The sequence below is a fragment of the Micrococcus sp. SL257 genome, assembly GCF_026625585.1.
Classification (GTDB): domain Bacteria; phylum Actinomycetota; class Actinomycetes; order Actinomycetales; family Micrococcaceae; genus Micrococcus; species Micrococcus luteus.
This window is the reverse complement of record NZ_CP113053.1, coordinates 1,044,798-1,062,530: the sequence shown is the minus strand read 5'-3', so window position 1 is coordinate 1,062,530 and position 17,733 is coordinate 1,044,798. Positions and strand designations below refer to the sequence as shown.

Genomic DNA, 17,733 nt, shown 5'->3' with positions numbered 1-17,733 from the left:
GGTGGCCGCCGTCGCGGGTCAGAGGCCGACGCGGGCCAGGGCGGCGTCGGCGGCGGCCCGGCGGGCGGACCGCACGGCGCGGGGCGCGGTCGGCTGCGCCGCGAGGGCGGCGAGGACGGTCGCGACGCGGGCGGCCAGCGCCGTCTCGTCGACCTCGCTGCGGGCGTGGCGCCCGAACCGCTCGGCCACGGCGCGCAGCGCGGCGCCGCCGGCGCCGAGGTCGACGGCGCCCGCCTCGAGATGGGCGATCAGGACGGCCCAGTCGTCCACGCGGTGCCCCATGCCCAGGTCGTCGGCGTCCAGCACGCCGGTGATCCGCTCCCCCGCGGCGTCCACGTGCAGGTTCCCCGGGTGCAGGTCGCCGTGCACGGGCACGCACGGGCCGGGCTCCCCGGCCGCGAGGGCCGCGCGGAGCCGGTCGGCCCGGGCGGCGGCCTCGTCCTGGGCCTCGGGGTCCAGCACGACGGCGGCCCATGTGGCGTGCTCGAGCAGGACGGCGGGTCCGCCGTCGTCCGCGTCGGCGTCCGCGGCCGCCCCGGCCGTGGGGCCCGTCGGGCCGGGGGGCTCCTCGAGCACCGGCGGCAGCCGGTCCAGCAGCGCGGCGACCCGCGCGGGGTCGAGCGCGGCGGCCTCGGGCCCGGCCAGCAGCGCCCGCCAGGGCAGGCCCGGCACGCTGGCGAGCGGGAGCACCCCGTGCTCCGGCGCCGCGCGGACGGCGGGCACCGGCACCCCGGCCGCCCCCGCCGCGGCCATGCGCCGGGCGACCCGTGCGGCGCGCGCGGGTGGGAGCACCTTCAGGAACGTGCGGGCCACGACGCCGTCGTCGCCGGTCGCCTCGACGGCCAGGACCGCGCGGTCCCGCGGCCGGTAGCCGCGCCACGTGAGGCGGGCCCGGCCCGGCGCCGTGCCGAGCAGGGCCGCGAGCGCGTCCGGATCGGCGGTCAGCGTGAGGCCCGGCAGGACGGGGTCGGTGGGGGCCCACCACCACAGGGTGCCGTCCTCCAGGATCCCGCGCTCGCCCGGGACGGGCGGGCACGCCGCGCCGGGGGCGGCGGGGTGCCGGGGGTCGCGGGCGAGGACGAGGGTGCGGGAGCGGACGCGGGCGTCGCCCGCGCGTCCGGTCATCACATCCAGGTCCAGGACGCGCGCGAGCCGACGCCCCCGCTGCAGGTGCAGGGCGTCGGCTCGCGTACGCAGCCAGCGCTCGCCCGCCGCGCGGACGGCCTGGCGCGCGGCGGCTCGGTCGATGCTCACGGGCACGCCCGCCCGGCGCGGCTCAGCCTGCCCGGCGCCGCGCCAGGACGTTGTCCAGGTCCAGGGCGGCGATGTCCTGCTCGGCGGCGGCGCTGATCTGATCGTCCGCCGTGCGCGCGGCGTCCTGGGGCCGGGTGTCCGCGCCGGTGGGGGCGGGGGTCTCGAGCGGCGCCGGCAGGGGGCGGGCCATCTCCGGGGCGTCCAGGTAGGTGGGGCGCGGCACCGCGGGGATGGTCACGGCGCGGTCCGCTGCGGGGGCGGCGGCGGAGGCGGTCACCACCACGGGCTCGACCCGGGGTGCGGCGGGCGCGGCGGCCGGGCGCGGCGCCTCGGTCTCGAAGGCCAGCACGGTCTCCAGCACGCGGCGGTCCCGCTCGGGGTCCGCGGGCGGGGCCTGCCGCTCCTCGGCCGCCGGGGCGGTGGGGCGCTCCGGGACGACGACGGCGGCGGCGGGCCGGGCGCGACGGGTGCGGTCGCGGACCGCGAGGGCCCGCAGGCCGGCCAGCCCGGCCACGGCGAACAGGAGCGACCAGCCTGCCAGGGCGAGCGTGCCCGCGCCGAACGCCGCGGCCAGCCCGGCCACGAGGAACACGAGCAGGGCCACGAGGGCGGCGAGGAACAGCGCCGTGCGCCCCCACCGGATGTGCAGGCCGGTCCGGCCGCGGGCGGTGCGCGCCGCGTCGGCGGCGGCGATCAGGCGGCCCGAGAACCGGGCGGTCAGGGCACGGACGGCGGGCGAGCTCTGCAGGCGGTGCATGAAGGACCTCGGCATCGACGGGCGGGCGGGGGCGGACGCGAGACGATGGCGGCGCAGCACGAGCCGCCAGGCTAGGAAGGCCACGAGGGCCACGATGACCAGCGACGCGCTCACCCGGGCGTCGGCCAGCGCGTCGAGCGCGGCCTGCACGGCCCTCGTCGGCGCGGTGGTCTCGTCCATGCGGTCAGCCTAGCGCCGGGGGCGGACCGGTCCGGCCATCGCGGCGTGTCCGCACGCGGCGTGTCCCGCGGGGCCGCTCAGGGGCGCGGCCGGGTGGCCAGCCACCCGGCCAGCAGGCCGTCGGGGACCTCCTCGGCGGTCACCGCGAACGTCCGGTGGTCCCGCCAGGCGCCGTCCACGTGCAGGTAGGCGCGCCGCAGGCCCTCGTCGCGCAGGCCGAGCTTCGCCACGACCCGCAGGCTGGCCGCGTTCTCCGGGCGGATGTTGACCTCGACCCGGTGCAGACCGGCGCTGCGGAACGCCCAGTCCGTCGCCATGGCCACGGCCGTCGGCGTCAGCCCCCGGCCGGCCTCGCGACGGTCGATCCAGTAGCCGATCGAGCCGGAGAGCACCGAGCCGTACTGGATCCCGCCCAGGGACAGCAGCCCCACCAGGCGGTCCCGGTCCGGGCGGTCGTCGTCGAGGACCATGCCCCACGTGTAGGCGCTGCCGTCCCGGCCCTGGCGGCCGTGCCAGCGGACCATCTGCCCGAACGACGCCGGACCCGCGCCCGGCACGGGGCTCGTCGCATCCCACGGCGTCAGCCACTCGCGGTTGTGCGCCCGCTGCTCCTCCCACGCCTCCCGGTCCCGCCTCCGCAGCGGCCGCAGGGCGAGGGTGCCGTGCCGCAGGGTCACGGGCCAGGGGGAACGCTGCCAGGACATGGCGTCGATCCTATGCGCGGCCGGGCGCGGCACCGGTGCGGCGGGCATCATGGGGACATGCGCACTCCCCCTCCCGTGCCCGAGCCCGCCGCCACGGGCCCCGTCGCCGGCGTCGACGACGTCGTGGACGCCAAGGCCGCCCTGCGTGCGCGCCTGCGCACCGCCCGCCGCGACCGCTCCCCCGCGCGCCGCGCCGCCGAGTCCGCGGCCGCCGTCGAGCACCTGTGGGCGTGGCTGGGTCCGCGCGTGGCCGCGGCGACCGCGGACGGGACCGCCCCGGTGGTGGCCACCGTGCTGCCGATGGCCACCGAGCCGGACACCGGTGGGCTGCGCACCCGCCTGCTGGCCTCGGGGGCGCGGGTGCTCGTCCCCGTGATCGAGCCGGAACGCCGCCTGAGCTGGGCTCCGTGGCACCCGGACGTCGCAACGGCGCGCGCGGCGAACGCCCCCGTGGACGAGCCCGTGGGCGAACGGCTCGGGACCGACGCGCTGGCGGCGGCGACCGCGGTGGTCATGCCGGCGCTCGCGGTGGCCGAGGACGGGATGCGCCTGGGCCAGGGCGGGGGCTACTACGACCGCTTCCTCGCCGAGCTGCCGCGGAGCGTGCCCACCGTGGCCCTCGTGTTCGAGGACGAGCTGCTGCCGGCGGGCGCCATCCCCGCCGAGCCCACGGACCGGCCCGTGGACGGCGTCGTCACCGCGGCCGGGCTGCGCTGGGTCTGAGCCCGGCCCGCGGCGCGGAGTAGCATCGGGGGTCGGATCCCCCCAGAACCGCGCGCCCCGGCGCGCCCCGAGCGAGCTGGAGCTGAGCATGCCCACCTACGCCTACCGCTGCAAGGACTGCGGCTACGCCTTCGACGTCGTCCAGGCCTTCACCGACGACGCCCTCACCGAGTGCCCCGCGTGCGGCGGCGTCCTGCGCAAGCAGTACGGCTCGGTCGGCGTGAGCTTCAAGGGCTCCGGGTTCTACCGGACCGACTCGCGCTCTGGCACCGGGGGCACCGGCTCGTCCGGCGGCTCGACCTCGGACTCGGCCGCCGGGTCCTCGACGTCCTCGACGTCGTCCCCGGCCTCCGCCGCCGCGGACTGACCCGGCCGGATCGGGCCGGCTCAGCCCCAGTGGGGCGGGCGCTGCTCGCGCAGCCAGCGATCGCGCTCGGCCTCGGCCGCACCGGTCTCGACCCCGGCCGCGTTCCCGGTCGGCGTGGTCGCCGGCGACGTCCCGGCCTGGCCGGTCAGCCGGGGCATCCCGGGCAGGCGCGGTTCGCGGCCGTCGGCGGCTGCCGGCCCGGTGCCCGGGGCGTCCGCCCGGCGCGGGCCGCGGCGGCGCGGCGCGCCGTCAGCGGACATCGTCGTCGGTCTCGTCCGTCTCGTCCGTCGGCTCCACGCCCAGCCGGTCGGCCAGTTCGCGGGCCACGGACTCCGGGTCCGCGAACACGTCGATCGCCCACAGGGTCCGGGGCTCCCAGCCGCGGGCCTCGAGCCCCTCGGGCAGGGTCCGCGAGCGCTGCCGCACCGTGAGGGCGCGGTACACCTCGCCGCCGTCGCCGGCCAGGGCCAGCGGACGGGGCGCCTCGTCCGCGCGCGGATCGAGCACGGCCAGGTCCATGACGCCGGCGTAGCGGGGCAGGACGCGGGCGCCGTGCTCCTCGAGCCGGTCGCGCAGATCGGCCAGCAGCGGGTCGCCCACCATGCCCACCGGGTCCGCGGCGTCGTCGCCCAGGTAGGCCTCGAGCAGCCGCAGGAACCAGAGGGCGCCGCCGTCGAGCCGGTCCTCGTCCAGGTCCGCGGCGCGCAGCGCGGAGACGAGGTGCAGGCGCCGGCGGGCGCGGGTGAGCGCGACCGTGACCATGCGCTCGCCGTCCGGGTCGGAGAAGGCGCCGAAGTGGTGCACCACGCGGCCGTGCGGGGTGCGGCCGTAGCCGGGGGTGAGGATCACGGCGTCGCGCGTCACGGAGGCGGCGCGCACGACCGGCACGATCACGAACGGTTCGGCCTCGGCGGCGTCCTCGCCGCGGCCGCGGGCGAGGAACTCGTGGGCCCACGGCGCCTGCGCGGCCGTGGCCTGCACGGCGGCGGCCACGCGGCGGGCGTGCTGCTCGGACACCGTGACCACGGCCAGGGACTGCTCGGGCCGGTCGCGGATGTGCTCGAACACGCGCTCCACGGTGCGGGCGACCTCGGCGTTCGTGGACTCGACCACGTCGCCGCCGGTCATCGGGATGCCGGTGCCCTCGGGCAGGTACTCGGCCGTGACGGCACGATCCCGGCCGGTGGCCTCGCCCGCGGTGGGCAGCGCGTCCAGGGCGCCGTCATAGGCGAGCGCGGAGAGCAGGCGCACGAGGCGCCGCTCGAGGGGACGGTGCACGGTGCGCAGCGGCAGGGTGGGCAGCACCTCGTCCAGCGCGTCGTGGGCCGAGCGCAGCGGGCGCAGGGGCCCGGCGGTCGCCGTCGGGTCCACGGACACCTGGAACGACTGCGGGCGTCCGATCACCGGGTCGCCGAGGGCCACCACCTGGGGGGCGCGGGTGAGCGCGCCCATCGCGGTGGCCAGGGCGGTCGCGTCGGCCTCCAGCAGCACGACGACGTCGGCGCGCCACTCCGGGGGGAACTCGGACAGGGCCATGGGCGAGGTGGTGACCACCGGCACGAGCGGCTGCAGGAGCTCGGGGGTGATCGTGGCCAGGGACTCGACCGTGGGGCTGCCCTGCTTGAGCAGGGTGCGCAGCACGGCCGCGTCCGCGCGATAGGTGCGCAGCGCCTCCCGCCAGCGCGCGGCCAGCGCGGCGGAGAGCCGGGCGCCGCCGTGCTCGAGATGGGCGCGGTCCAGGTCGCGGAACCCGCGCTCGACCTCGGTCAGGTCCGTGCCGCTCATCATGGCCAGGAAGTCGTCCCCGGAGATCATGGCCTCGAGGGCGGACTGCCACCACGCGAGCTCGAGTTCGGCGGTCAGGGCCTCGGTGGGCACCTCGCGGTCGCGCAGGTCCTCGAGCAGCTCCGCCAGGCCGTGGTCGCGCAGGCTGTCCAGCACGAGGGTGCGCTCGGGCAGCGTGGCCAGGGTGTCGCGGTCCGCCACGAGCCCGTCGACGGCGGCCACGAGGTCGTCCACGTCGCGCTCGTCCAGCGGCCCCTCGGCCACGGCCTCGGGGGCGAGGACGCCCTCGAGCCGGCGCAGGTGCTCGCGCACCTGGCCGACCTGGCCCATCACGTGCTCGCCCTGGTCCGGCACCTGCGGGGGCGTGCCCGGCTCGGCGGCGTGGCGGTTCCAGTCCTCCAGGACGGCGGCGGCGTCCACGAGGGCGCCGTGCAGGTCCGTGGGCTGCACGCCCGGGCGGACCGCGTCCTTCGCCGCGCGGCGCAGGCGGGACCGGGTCACCGAGGACATCTCGACCAGGTGGAGGCGCCGCCACGAGCTGGTGGCGGTCGCCGCGACCAGCTGGGGCACGTCGAGGGAGAACACCTCGGGGGTGAACTCGGTGAGGGTGCGGGCCACACGGCGGTAGAGGTCCGCCTGCTCCGCCCAGCCGGCCACCGTGCGCTCAGGGCGCAGGCCGGCCTGGGCGGCGGCGGTGTCCACGGCACGCCGGGTGGTGTGCAGGGCGGCCGCCAGCTCGTCGGCCAGCTCCGAGGCGGCCTCGGTCTCCTGCACGTTGCGCACGCGGGCGCCGAACCAGCGGCTCTCGGTGGCGGCGGCCGAGAACGCGCCGAGCTCCCCGGCGCGCACGAGCTGCTCGCCCACGGCCTGCCGGTTCACGGTGGAGTCCAGCACGGAGCGCTTGAGGCGCACGGTGGTGGCCGGCGGCGTCTCGAGCCCGGTCAGGGCGGCCAGGGCCTGCATCGCCTGGAACGGCGAGCAGCCCCAGCGGGGGCGGACGTGGTGCAGTGAGCCGACGTGCTCCTGCAGCCGGCGCCGTCGTTCGGTCAGGGCGGCCTCGTCCCGGGCGGTGTCGGGGTCCACGGCCCGCTCGGAGCGCAGGACGGCCTGCACGAGCTGGCGGCGGAGCAGCTCGGGGTCCGCGTTGGCGGGCACATCCAGCGCGATCGAGCGCAGGTCCGCCTCCTCGAGGCGGTCGAGCACGTCGGCCAGGGCGGCGGAGCGCTCGGCCACGACCAGCACGCGCCGACCCTCCCAGGCCAGGCGCGCGGCCAGGGCGGCGGCGGTCTGGGTCTGCCCGGTGCCGGGGGCGGCCGCCACCACGAGGGACTCCCCCGCCGCGGCGTGCTCGAGCACGCGCGCCTGGGCGGCGTCGACGTCCAGGACGAGGCGCTCGTCGGCCGGGGCGACGTCGTCCTCCGTGGCCGCGCCCGTGGGCTGCAGCGCCGCCGGGCGCGGCACCATGCCGGTGCCGGCGTCGTACAGGGCCTGCACGACCGGCAGATCCTCGAGGGAGGCGGGCAGCGAGGCGGTCTCGCCGAGGTCAGCGAACGTGGAGACGAGCAGGCAGTCCTCGACGTGCAGGTCCGCGATCGCGGCGGCCTCCTCGCGCAGGCGGGCGAACGCGGGGGCGGGCTCGAGGCGTGCCGTGGCGTAGGCGGCCTGCCGGTACGCCTCGGGGTCCAGGGCGATGCCGTGGTGCCGACGCAGGTTCCGCACGAGCGCCGGGTTCAGGCGGGCCGGCTCGGTGATCTGGATCTCCAGCTCGTCCCGGCCCCGGGCGCCGCGGCGCACCGTCAGGGCCACGCGGGCCAGCAACACGGGCGCGGAGCGGCGCTCCCGCCGGCCGTCCTCCTCGGCCGTCCACGTGGCCACGCCCACGGCGAGCGCACCGACGTCGATGCCGCGTTCCTCCGCCAGTTCGCGGACCTTGGCGCGCAGGCCGAGGGAGACCTCGTGCGCCGCGTCCAGCTCCGGGCCGGCCGGCAGCAGGGTGGACAGGCGGGTGCGCCGCCCCAGCAGCAGCTGCGAGACGCCGGAGGAGTTCGCCTCCGTGAGGTCGATGCTGTTGGCCGCCGAGGGCGCGAACCGCAGCATCGTGTCGTTCTCGGCGCCCGAGCCCAGGGAGGACACCCAGGCGGCCGGGTCGGGGCGGGTCTGCCCCTCGTCGGGGCGTGCGGCGGCGCGGGCGCGGGCCAGGCGCGGGAACTCCTGCTCGGTCACGTGCGTGCGGTCCTTCCTCCGTCGCCTGGGTCCAGGCGGTCTTCGTGCGGACGGCCGCCCCGGTCAGGGGCGGCCGGATGCGGCGCCGGACGCGCCGCTCACTCCCACTCGATGGTGCCCGGCGGCTTGCTGGTCACGTCGAGCACGACGCGGTTGATGCCGTCGACCTCGTTGGTGATGCGGTTCGAGATGCGGGACAGGACGTCGTCCGGGATCCGCGCCCAGTCCGCCGTCATGGCGTCCTCGCTGGTGACGGGGCGCAGGACGACCGGGTGGCCGTAGGTGCGGCCGTCGCCCTGAACGCCCACGGAGCGCACGTCCGCGAGCAGCACCACCGGGCACTGCCAGATCTGGCGGTCCAGTCCGGCCGCGGTGAGCTCGGCGCGCACGATCGCGTCCGCGCGGCGCAGCAGGTCCAGGCGCTCCTGGGTGACCTCGCCGATGATGCGGATGCCCAGACCCGGGCCCGGGAACGGCTGGCGGTGCACGATGCCCTCGGGCAGGCCGAGCTCGGCGCCCACGGCGCGGACCTCGTCCTTGAACAGCTCGCGCAGCGGCTCGCACAGCTCGAACTCGATGTCGTCCGGCAGGCCACCCACGTTGTGGTGGGACTTGATGTTGGCCGCCCCGTCCCCGCCGCCGGACTCGACGACGTCCGGGTAGAGCGTGCCCTGCACGAGGAAGCGGACCTCGGTGGCGTCCGGGTCGTGCTCGGACTCGAGGACGATGTCCGCCTGCGCCTTCTCGAAGGTGCGGATGAACCGCTCGCCGATGATCTTGCGCTTGGCCTCGGGGTCGGTGACGCCGGCCAGTGCGGACAGGAAGTCCTCGCGCGCGTCCACCATCACGAGGCGGGCGCCGCCGTGGGCCTCGCCGAAGGCCTGCTCGATCTCGGCGGACTCGCCCTCGCGCATGAGGCCGTGGTCCACGTAGACGCAGGTGAGGCGGTCGCCGATGGCGCGCTGCACGAGGGCCGCGGCCACGGCGGAGTCCACGCCGCCGGACAGGCCGCAGATGGCCCGCTTGTCCCCGATCTGCTCACGGATGCGCTCGACCTGCTCCTCGATCACGCCGCTGGCCGTCCAGTCCGCGCCCAGGCCCGCACCCACGTGCAGGAACTGCTCGAGCACCCGCTGGCCGCGGGAGGAGTGGCCCACCTCGGGATGCCACTGCACGCCGTAGATGCGGCGCTCGCGGTCCTCGAACGCGGCGACGGGGGCGCCCGCGGTGGAGGCCGTCACGGCGAAGCCCTCGGGCGCCTGCGTCACGGCGTCGCCGTGGGACATCCACACGACCTGCTCGAGGTCCTGGTCCGCGAACAGCACGGAGTCGGCATCCACCGAGTCCAGGCGGGTGGAGCCGTACTCCCGGGTGCCGGTCTTGGCCACGGTGCCGCCGAGGGCGTGCGCGATCGACTGGAAGCCGTAGCACAGGCCCAGCACGGGCACCCCGGCCTCGAGCAGCGCCGGATCCAGCTGCGGGGCACCGGGCTCGTACACCGACGACGGCCCGCCCGAGAGGATCAGCGCCGCGGGCTTGCGCTCCAGGATCTGCGCCGCCGGGGTGGAGGCGGGCACGACCTCGGAGTAGACGTTGGCCTCGCGCACACGACGCGCGATGAGCTGCGCGTACTGGGCGCCGAAGTCCAGCACCAGCACCGTGGGCATCACGTCGCTGAGCGGGGCGGGGGTGTCGGGGTGGGGGGCGTTCTGCGTCACCCGTCCAGGATAGTCGAGGCGCTCAGTAGCGCCGCGCGGCGTCCGGGAAGCGGTGCAGCTCGTCCCGGACCACGCGGGTCATGCGCTTCTCCACCACGAAGGACAGGAACGGCACGACGCCGCCGCCGGCCATCGCCAGCAGGCGCAGCGGCTCCCAGCGCATCAGGGACCACAGGCGGAACGAGGCGAGCAGGTACACCACGTACATCCAGCCGTGGGCGATGAGGATGAACAGGGACAGGTTCACTCCCCCGGTCACGCTGTCCGTGGGGTGCAGCCCCAGGCCGTTGGCGTCCCCGTCCAGGGTGGTGCCTCCCGCGTAGAGCTCCACGTGCATGCCGTACTTCAGCACCATCTCCGCCACGAGCAGCAGGAGCATGATGCCGGTGATCCACGCGCACACCACGTAGAGGCGGGTGGCGGAGCGGATCTGCTGCTGGGTGCCGGCGAAACGGCGATGCTCCCGGCCTGGCCGCGGGGGCGGCTCGGGCAGGTCGGCCTCCGTGATGTCCTCGGGATCCGGCAGGCTCGCCGGGTCCACCGGCTGGGGGCCGGGGTGCTGGGTGCTCATCGGCTCTGCTCCTCTCGGGGCCCACGGGGGCCCGGGTCGCGGGGGTCGGGGCGCGCGGCCCCGTCGTCGTCGTGGTCCTGGCGTGGGTGCGCCGCGGACTGTGCCGCGACGGCCCGCTCCTTGGCCTCGCGCGCGGCCGCCCGGCGCCGCTCGAGCTCCTCGGCGCGCCACTGCGCGGCCCACTCCTCGTCGAGCCGGCGCTCGTGCTCGTCCCGGACGTGGTCGTCGCGGACGAACCGCCACCACAGGAACAGGGCGAAGCCGGCGAAGAGCATCCATTCCACGGCGTAGAAGACGTTGAGCCAGATGATCTGGGTCTCCTCCGGCTGCGGGGCCACCCACACCGGCTCGAGCCCGCCGGGGCCGGCCGCGCCCGTCTCGGCGCCCGCGGCGTCGACCATCTCGAACGCCGCGACGTACGCCGCGTAGGACGGCTCGTCCCACACGTTCACCAGCTGGGCCGGGGCCAGGCTGCGGTACAGGAGCCGGTCGGCGGTGTCCTCGGCCGCTGCCTCACGCGGCAGGGGCCCGTCCGGGGGCAGCAGGCGTCCGGTGACGGTGACCTGCCCGGCGGGCGCGGGGTCCACGACGTCGGCGCGGGCCGACCAGCCGCGGACCACCGGGACGACCTCGCCGTCCGGGGCGCCGGCCACCCGGAGGGCCGTGACCGTCCAGTAGCCGTCGCGGCCGTTCAGCAGGCGCGGGCCGACCAGGACGTCCGTGCCGGGCACGAACTCCCCTTCGACCGTGACGACCTGGTCTGCCTGCGAGCCGAGCAGGGCCTCGTAGGGGCGCACGTGCTCCAGGAACGGCACGGCGTGCTCGGTCTGGGTGCGCGGCGGCGGCGCGTTCGTCTCCGCGGACTCGAACTGCCACTTGGACAGCGCCACGAAGACCGCGGCCGCCACGAGGGCCAGCACCAGGGTGGCCAGCCAGACGGGCTTGAGGGCGGTGCGTAGCACGCCGTATCAACTCTTCCGGTCGGGGTGCCGCCATGCGGCGGCGGGGATCAGACGGCCTGGGTGGGGGTCACGAGGACCTCCACCTTCTGGAAGTCCTTGAGCTCGGTGTAGCCGCAGGTGGCCATGGCACGCTTCAGACCGCCCATCAGGTTGGACGTGCCGTCCGCGTGGCGGCCGGGACCCCACAGGACCTCCTCGAGCGGAGCCACCTGGCCCACGTGGGTGCGGTGCCCGCGCGGCAGCTCCGGGTGGGCGGCCTCGAGGCCCCAGTGCCAGCCGCCGCCGGGGGCGTCGGTGGCGCGGGCCAGGGCGGCGCCCAGGACGACCGCGTCCGCGCCCATGGCGATCGCCTTGACGATCTCCCCCGAGGTGGAGACGCCGCCGTCGGCGATCACGTGCACGTAGCGGCCGCCGGTCTCGTCCATGTAGTCGCGGCGCGCCTCGGCGATGTCCGAGATGGCCGTGGCCATCGGCACGCGGATGCCCATGGCGCGGCGCGTGGTGGTGGACGCGCCGCCGCCGAAGCCGACGAGCACGCCGGCCGCGCCGGTGCGCATCAGGTGCAGGGCCGGCGTGTAGCCGGCCGCCCCGCCCACGATCACGGGCACGTCCAGCTCGTAGATGAACTGCTTGAGGTCCAGCGGCTCCTGGGTGGAGGAGACGTGCTCGGCCGAGACGGTGGTGCCGCGGATGACGAACAGGTCCACGCCCGCCGCCACGACGGTGCGGTAGAACTCCTGCGTGTTCTGCGGGGTCAGCGAGCCCGCGACGACGACGCCGGCCTCGCGGATCTGCGCGAGGCGCTCGGTGATCAGATCGGAGCGGATGGGGGCCGCGTAGGCCTCCTGCAGCTTGCGGGTGGCCTCGGTCCCGGCCGGGCCGGCCTCGAGGGCGGCGATCTCCTCGAGCAGCGGGCGCGGGTCCTCGTGGCGGGTCCACAGGCCCTCGAGGTTGAGGACGCCGAGACCGCCCAGCCGCCCCATCGCGATGGCGGTCTCCGGGCTCATCACGGAGTCCATGGGCGCACCGATCACGGGCATGTCGAACGTGTAGGCGTCGATGCGCCACGTGAGGCTGACGTCCTGGGGATCCCGGGTGCGCCGCGCGGGCACCACGGACACGTCGTCGAGGGAGAAGGCCCGGCGGCCGCGCTTGCCGCGGCCGATCTCAATCTGGTTCGTCACCGGGCCAGCCTAGCCCAGGCGCCGCGGGGCGGCGCCGACCGTGTCGTCGGCGCCGCCCCGTCCGGGGGCTCCCCCGGACCCGACGTGCGGGTCAGCGCGAACGGTAGTTCGGGGCCTCGACGGTCATCATGATGTCGTGCGGGTGGGACTCCTTCAGGCCCGCCGCGGTGATGCGCACGAAGCGGCCGTTCTCCTTGAGATCGGCCACCGTGGACGCGCCCGTGTAGAACATCGTCTGGCGCAGGCCGCCCACGAGCTGGTGGACCACCGAGGCGACCGGCCCGCGGAAGGGCACCTGGCCCTCGATGCCCTCGGGGATCAGCTTGTCCTCGTCCGGCACGTCCGCCTGGAAGTAGCGGTCCTTGGAGAAGGAGCGCGTGCCGTTGCGGGTCTGCATGGCGCCCAGGGAGCCCATGCCGCGGTAGGTCTTGAACTGCTTGCCCTGGTAGAACACGAGGTCGCCCGGGGACTCGGCGGTGCCGGCCAGCAGGGAGCCGAGCATCACCGAGTCGGCGCCGGCCACGAGGGCCTTGCCGATGTCACCGGAGTGCTGCAGGCCGCCGTCGGCGATCAGCGGGACGCCCGCGGGGCGCGTGGCCTTGGCCGCCTCGTAGATGGCGGTGATCTGGGGGACGCCGACGCCGGCCACCACACGGGTCGTGCAGATCGAGCCCGGGCCCACGCCCACCTTCACGGCGTCCGCGCCGGCGTCGACGATCGCCTTGGCGCCCGCGTAGGTCGCGGCCTGACCGCCGATGACGTCGACGTGCGCGGCCGCCTTCTCCTTCTTCAGGCGCGCGATCATGTCCAGCACGCCGTGCGTGTGGCCGTTCGCGGTGTCCACCACGAGGGCGTCCACGCCCGCCTCGACGAGCGCCATGGCGCGCTCCCAGCCGTCGCCGAAGAAGCCGACGGCGCCGCCGACGCGCAGCCGACCCTCGTCGTCCTTCGCGGCGTCCGGGTACTGCTCCGCCTTGTCGAAGTCCTTGATGGTGATCAGGCCGGTCAGGCGGCCCGCATCGTCCACGAGCGGCAGCTTCTCCACACGGTTCTGGGAGAACAGGCGGATCGTCTCGGCGCGCGAGACGCCCTCCTGCGCGGTGACCAGCGGCATGCGGGTCATGGCGGTGTCCACCGTGCGGGTGGCCCACTCCTCGCGCGGGATGAAGCGGGTGTCGCGGTTGGTGATGATGCCCAGCAGCGTCATGTCCTCGGCCACCACCGGCAGGCCCGAGACGCGGTACTGGGCGCACAGCTCGTCCAGGTCGGCGAGCGTGGCGTCGGGGCCGATGGTCACGGGGTCCTTGATCATCCCCGACTCGGAGCGCTTCACGGTGTCCACGTGGCGGGCCTGGTCCTCGATGGACAGGTTGCGGTGGATGATGCCCATGCCGCCCTGGCGGGCCATGGCGATGGCCAGGGGGGCCTCGGTCACGGTGTCCATCGCCGCGGAGACGATGGGGATGTTCAAGCGGATGTTGCGGGTCAGCCGGGTGCCCGGGTCCGCGTCCGCGGGGATCACGTCGGTGGCGTTGGGCAGCAGCAGGACGTCGTCATAGGTGAGGCCGAAGAAGCCGAAGGGATCCGAGGAGGAGTGGACGGGCTCGGGGCTGGGACCGGTGCTGGTGGTGGTCACGAAGGCGCCTTTCGGGACGGGTGTTTCCGCGATTCTATGCCCGGGGGTCAAACCGGCGACCCGGGTGCGGGCCACGTCACAGGGCCTTCGCACTGGGCCACGCGGGGACGAGACGGACGTCACCACGACGTCACATGGCGCAATCCGTTTCCGCGTCATGGTATTGGACTGCCTAACCTCCCCGGATGAGCACCGCACAATCCTCCCCCGCACCGGCGCCCCGACGCCGGCTTCCCGCCTGGACGTCGAACTTCGGCTGGCAGATCGCCGCCGCCCTCGTCCTCGGCCTCGTCCTGGGCCTGATCGCCCGCGCGACGGGGCACACCTCCGAGCACCCGACCTGGCTCGGCGAGACGCTGGCCACCGTCGGCAGCATCTACATCAGCCTGTTGAAGGCCACGGTCGTCCCGCTGGTCTTCTTCGCCGTCGTCGCCTCCATCGCCAACCTGGCCCAGGTGACCAACGCGGCCCGCCTGGCCGCCAAGACTCTGCTCTGGTTCGCCATCACGAGCCTCATCGCGGTGCTCATCGGCCTCGCCGTCGGCGTCGTGCTGCAGCCGGGCGTGGGCACCGGCCAGACCGCGCCGGCGTCGTACCAGGCCAAGGACGTCGGCTGGCTCGACTTCCTGACCTCCCTGGTGCCGGCGAACTTCCTCGGCCTGACCGTCAAGACCACGGCCGGCGAGGACGGCGCGCTCGCCTCCTCCCCCACGTTCAACGTGCTGCAGATCCTCGTGATCGCGATCGTCGTGGGCGTGGCCGCGCTCAAGGTCGGCGAGAAGGCCGCCCCGTTCCTCACGTTCTCCCGCTCGGTGCTCGCGATCATCCAGAAGCTGCTGTGGTGGATCATCCGCCTGGCCCCGATCGGCACCATCGGCCTGCTGGGCAACGCCGTGGCCTCGTACGGCTGGTCCACGATGGGCACGCTGGCCAAGTTCGTGGTGGCGATCTACGTGGGCCTGGCCCTCGTGATGCTCGTGGTGTACCCGGTGCTGGCGCGCCTGCACGGGCTCTCCGTCAAGCAGTTCTTCACCGGCGTGTGGCCGGCGTTCCAGCTCGGCTTCGTCTCCCGCTCCTCCCTCGGCACGCTGCCCGTCACCCAGCGGGTGGCCGAGCGCAACTTCGGCGTGCCCACCGGCTACGCCTCCTTCGCCGTCCCGCTGGGCGCCACCACCAAGATGGACGGCTGCGCCGCGATCTACCCGGCCGTGGCCGCCGTGTTCATCGCCCAGTTCTACGGGATCGACATGAGCCTGAGCCAGTACGCCCTCGTGGCACTCGTGTCCGTGCTGGGCTCGGCCGCGACCGCCGGCACCACCGGCGCCACCGTGATGCTCACGCTCACGCTGTCCACCGCCGGGCTGCCCCTCGAGGGCATGGCCCTGCTCCTGGCCGTCGACCCGATCGTGGACATGGGTCGCACCGCCCTCAACGTGTCCGGCCAGGCCCTCATCCCCGCCCTCGTGGCCTCCCAGGAGGGCATCCTCGACCGGGACCGCTACGACGCCCCGCGCGGCGACATCTTCGGCGAGGACGAGGAGGAGATCGTCGAGGCCCGCGCCCACGCGACCGCCGACTCCCGCGCCCAGCTCGTCGGCACCCCGGAGCCGCGCGCCTGAGTCAGCGGCCGGACGGGCCCGCTCCGGCGGGTCCGTCCGCGCCGTCCTCGTCCCCCTCGTCCAGATACTCGCCCAGCACGTAGTCGTCGTCCACGGGGTTCCCGTCCTCGTCCGTGCGGCGGTACCAGTCGGTGATCTCCGCGGCGGTGGAGTCGAACCCCTCGCCGGCCGCGTACCAGCTGCCCGGCGGGGTGCGCTCCACCGTGAACGCGAAGTCGTCCCCGTACTCCACCAGGCCCCGCACCGTCGCCTTCTCGACGGCGGCCCGCTGGTACCGGTCACGGATCGCGAAGGGGTCGTTGGCCAGTTCGCGCTGGAGCGCGACCGCCATGAGGACGAGCACCACGGTGAACGGCAGCGCCGTGATGGTGATGAGGTTCTGCAGGCCGGTGAGCGCGGTGTCGCCGCCGGTCAGCAGCATCACGACGGCGATGCCCGCCATGCACAGCGCCCAGAACACCGTGATCGTGCGGCGCGGGGCCGGGGCGCCGCGCTGCGAGAGCTGCGAGTTCACGATCGAGGCGGAGTCCGCCGTCGTGATGAAGAAGACCGCCAGCATGACGATCACGACCGGGGCCACCAGCCCGCCGCCGGGCAGCTGGTCCAGGACCACCCAGAAGATCTCCGCCGGCGCGGGCAGCGAGGCGGCCGTGCCGTCCAGCGCCACGGAGCCCTGGGTCCGCTGCAGCCAGATGGTGGTGCCGCCGATGATCGTGAACGCGCCGACGATCACCGCGGCCGGGATGAACAGGGCGCCGAGGACGTACTGGCGGATGGTCCGGCCCTTCGAGATCTTCGCCATGAACACGCCCACGAACGGGGCCCAGCTGACCCACCACGCCCAGTAGAAGATCGTCCAGCTGGAGAGGAACTCCTGCATGTCCTCCCCCTCGGCCATCGAGGCGCCGAGGGCGTCCGGGGCGGAGGAGACGTAGTCCATCAGGACGCCGGGCACGATGTTCAGCAGGAACGCCGTCGGGCCGACGACGAAGAAGAACAGCGCCAGCCCGAGGGCGAGCAGCATGTTGATGTTGGACAGCCACCGGATGCCGCGGGCCACACCGGACACCGCCGAGAAGATGGTGCCGATCGTGAGCACCACGATGATCCCCAGCGCCACCGTGTTCCCCGGCGCCGACCAGCCCGAGACGATCTCCACGCCGCGGCCGATCTGCAGGGCGCCGATGCCCAGCGAGGCCGCCGTGCCGAACAGTGTGGCGATGATCGCGAGCCCGTCGATCAGGCGCGCGCCGACCGAGTCGCTGCGCTGGGAGTCGCCGAACAGCGGCGCGATGATCGAGCTCATCAGCGGCACCCGGCCCCGGCGGTAGGACACGTAGCCGACCGACAGGCCGACGATCGCGTAGATCGCCCACGCGTTCACGCCCCAGTGCAGCGCGGCCTGGGCCAGCGCGCCCGTCACCGCCTCCTCGCTCGCCGGCTCGTACGCCCCCGGGCGCGGGGCCAGGTAGTAGGTCAGCGGCTCGTACGGGCCGAAGAAGATGATGCCGATGCCGATGCCGGCCGCGAAGAGCATGGCCGACCAGCTCGCCGTGGAGTACTCCGGCTTCTCCCCGTCCAGGCCCAGCGGGATCTCGCCGTACCGGGAGAACGCCAGGGCCAGCAGGAACACCACCATCCCGATGGCCAGCAGGGCGAACAGCCAGCCGGCGTGGAGCATCACCCAGTCGAGGGCCGCGCTCGAGACGGCCAGAACGGTGTCCGGCTGCAGCACGCCCCACACCACAAAGCCGACCACCAGCAGGCCGACGACGGTGAGGATCGCCCGGTCCACGCCGTAGCGCACCCGGCGGTCCTCCACGGACACGCCCGGCACGAGGGCCGGGTGGATGCCGTGCGGATAGGAGAACTCGCGGACGAAGCGGCGCAGCCGTGGCCGGGCCGGGGTCCGGGTCGGGTGGGACCCGGTGGGACGGGGCGGCGTGGGTGTGTCCATGGGCACACCATAGAGGGCGCCCCGGACGGCGGTCGTCTCCCGCCCGCACGACGACGGCCCCTCACCCGGGCGGGCGAGGGGCCGTCGTCGGCC

Annotated in this window: 14 protein-coding genes; 3 read left to right on the top strand and 11 right to left on the bottom strand. The window is 75.2% G+C overall.

Going from position 1 to position 17,733, the window contains the following annotated elements:
* Positions 1–18: 18 nt before the first annotated feature.
* The 3 genes from OVA32_RS05040 to OVA32_RS05030 form a co-directional block, all read right to left on the bottom strand.
* Positions 19–1,254 carry a phosphotransferase gene (locus tag OVA32_RS05040; protein WP_245245380.1) on the bottom strand — a complete coding sequence of 412 codons (1,236 nt, stop codon included), beginning with the start codon at positions 1,252–1,254 and terminating at the stop codon, positions 19–21.
* Positions 1,255–1,276: 22 nt separating this feature from the next.
* Entirely contained in the window at positions 1,277–2,191 is a 915-nt protein-coding gene (locus tag OVA32_RS05035; RefSeq protein WP_210078923.1) for a hypothetical protein, read from the bottom strand.
* Between the two features lie 77 nt (positions 2,192–2,268).
* Positions 2,269–2,895 (bottom strand): GNAT family N-acetyltransferase, encoded by a 627-nt coding sequence (locus OVA32_RS05030; RefSeq protein ID WP_041104377.1) that lies wholly within the window; start codon positions 2,893–2,895, stop codon positions 2,269–2,271.
* A 57-nt stretch (positions 2,896–2,952) separates the two neighbouring features.
* Here OVA32_RS05030 and OVA32_RS05025 point away from each other — a divergent pair, with 57 nt between their 5' ends.
* A complete protein-coding gene (locus tag OVA32_RS05025) occupies positions 2,953–3,618 on the top strand; it encodes a 5-formyltetrahydrofolate cyclo-ligase (RefSeq protein WP_245245381.1) in 666 nt (221 codons plus the stop codon).
* 88 nt (positions 3,619–3,706) lie between these two features.
* Positions 3,707–3,985 (top strand): FmdB family zinc ribbon protein, encoded by a 279-nt coding sequence (locus OVA32_RS05020; protein WP_182488358.1) that lies wholly within the window; start codon positions 3,707–3,709, stop codon positions 3,983–3,985.
* A 20-nt stretch (positions 3,986–4,005) separates the two neighbouring features.
* Here the strand turns inward: OVA32_RS05020 and OVA32_RS05015 are convergent, their stop codons facing one another.
* The 7 genes from OVA32_RS05015 to guaB all read right to left on the bottom strand — a co-directional run bounded on the left by OVA32_RS05015 (position 4,006) and on the right by guaB (position 14,064).
* Positions 4,006–4,245, bottom strand: a complete 240-nt coding sequence (locus OVA32_RS05015; protein ID WP_069941280.1) for a hypothetical protein — start codon at positions 4,243–4,245, stop codon at positions 4,006–4,008.
* The gene (locus OVA32_RS05010; RefSeq protein WP_267715617.1) at positions 4,235–7,993 is read right to left on the bottom strand and encodes a DUF4011 domain-containing protein; all 3,759 of its coding nucleotides are present in this window, start codon (positions 7,991–7,993) and stop codon (positions 4,235–4,237) included. The genes OVA32_RS05015 and OVA32_RS05010 overlap by 11 nt, the downstream gene beginning before the upstream one ends.
* 98 nt (positions 7,994–8,091) lie before the next feature.
* The gene (guaA, locus tag OVA32_RS05005) at positions 8,092–9,711 is read right to left on the bottom strand and encodes a glutamine-hydrolyzing GMP synthase (RefSeq protein ID WP_324287926.1); all 1,620 of its coding nucleotides are present in this window, start codon (positions 9,709–9,711) and stop codon (positions 8,092–8,094) included.
* Between the two features lie 22 nt (positions 9,712–9,733).
* Positions 9,734–10,282 carry a DUF3817 domain-containing protein gene (locus OVA32_RS05000; RefSeq protein ID WP_144825882.1) on the bottom strand — a complete coding sequence of 183 codons (549 nt, stop codon included), beginning with the start codon at positions 10,280–10,282 and terminating at the stop codon, positions 9,734–9,736.
* Complete coding sequence (locus OVA32_RS04995; protein ID WP_036340919.1) at positions 10,279–11,244, bottom strand: SURF1 family protein; 966 nt, start codon at positions 11,242–11,244, stop codon at positions 10,279–10,281. The genes OVA32_RS05000 and OVA32_RS04995 overlap by 4 nt, the downstream gene beginning before the upstream one ends.
* Before the next feature lie 47 nt (positions 11,245–11,291).
* Positions 11,292–12,428: a GuaB3 family IMP dehydrogenase-related protein gene (locus OVA32_RS04990; protein ID WP_136940245.1), complete on the bottom strand. Its 1,137-nt coding sequence runs from the start codon at positions 12,426–12,428 to the stop codon at positions 11,292–11,294.
* A 91-nt stretch (positions 12,429–12,519) separates the two neighbouring features.
* Positions 12,520–14,064, bottom strand: coding sequence for an IMP dehydrogenase (gene guaB, locus OVA32_RS04985; RefSeq protein ID WP_036384655.1), 1,545 nt, complete (start codon positions 14,062–14,064; stop codon positions 12,520–12,522).
* A 185-nt stretch (positions 14,065–14,249) separates the two neighbouring features.
* Between guaB and OVA32_RS04980 the strand changes: the two genes are divergently transcribed.
* The gene (locus OVA32_RS04980) at positions 14,250–15,683 is read left to right on the top strand and encodes a dicarboxylate/amino acid:cation symporter (protein ID WP_061867093.1); all 1,434 of its coding nucleotides are present in this window, start codon (positions 14,250–14,252) and stop codon (positions 15,681–15,683) included.
* A gap of 1 nt (position 15,684) precedes the next feature.
* Here OVA32_RS04980 and OVA32_RS04975 read toward each other — a convergent pair whose 3' ends face one another.
* A complete protein-coding gene (locus tag OVA32_RS04975) occupies positions 15,685–17,640 on the bottom strand; it encodes a BCCT family transporter (protein WP_267715610.1) in 1,956 nt (651 codons plus the stop codon).
* Positions 17,641–17,733 lie beyond the last annotated feature (93 nt).

Excerpts from the sequence above, each read along its gene's own strand:
- OVA32_RS05035 (WP_210078923.1), bottom strand. The coding sequence starts at position 2,191 with ATGGACGAGACCACCGCGCCGACGAGGGCCGTGCAGGCCGCGCTCGAC.
- OVA32_RS05030 (WP_041104377.1), bottom strand. The coding sequence starts at position 2,895 with ATGTCCTGGCAGCGTTCCCCCTGGCCCGTGACCCTGCGGCACGGCACC.
- OVA32_RS05025 (WP_245245381.1), top strand. The coding sequence starts at position 2,953 with ATGCGCACTCCCCCTCCCGTGCCCGAGCCCGCCGCCACGGGCCCCGTC.
- OVA32_RS05020 (WP_182488358.1), top strand. The coding sequence starts at position 3,707 with ATGCCCACCTACGCCTACCGCTGCAAGGACTGCGGCTACGCCTTCGAC.
- OVA32_RS05015 (WP_069941280.1), bottom strand. The coding sequence starts at position 4,245 with ATGTCCGCTGACGGCGCGCCGCGCCGCCGCGGCCCGCGCCGGGCGGAC.
- OVA32_RS05000 (WP_144825882.1), bottom strand. The coding sequence starts at position 10,282 with ATGAGCACCCAGCACCCCGGCCCCCAGCCGGTGGACCCGGCGAGCCTG.
- OVA32_RS04980 (WP_061867093.1), top strand. The coding sequence starts at position 14,250 with ATGAGCACCGCACAATCCTCCCCCGCACCGGCGCCCCGACGCCGGCTT.
- OVA32_RS04975 (WP_267715610.1), bottom strand. The coding sequence starts at position 17,640 with ATGGACACACCCACGCCGCCCCGTCCCACCGGGTCCCACCCGACCCGG.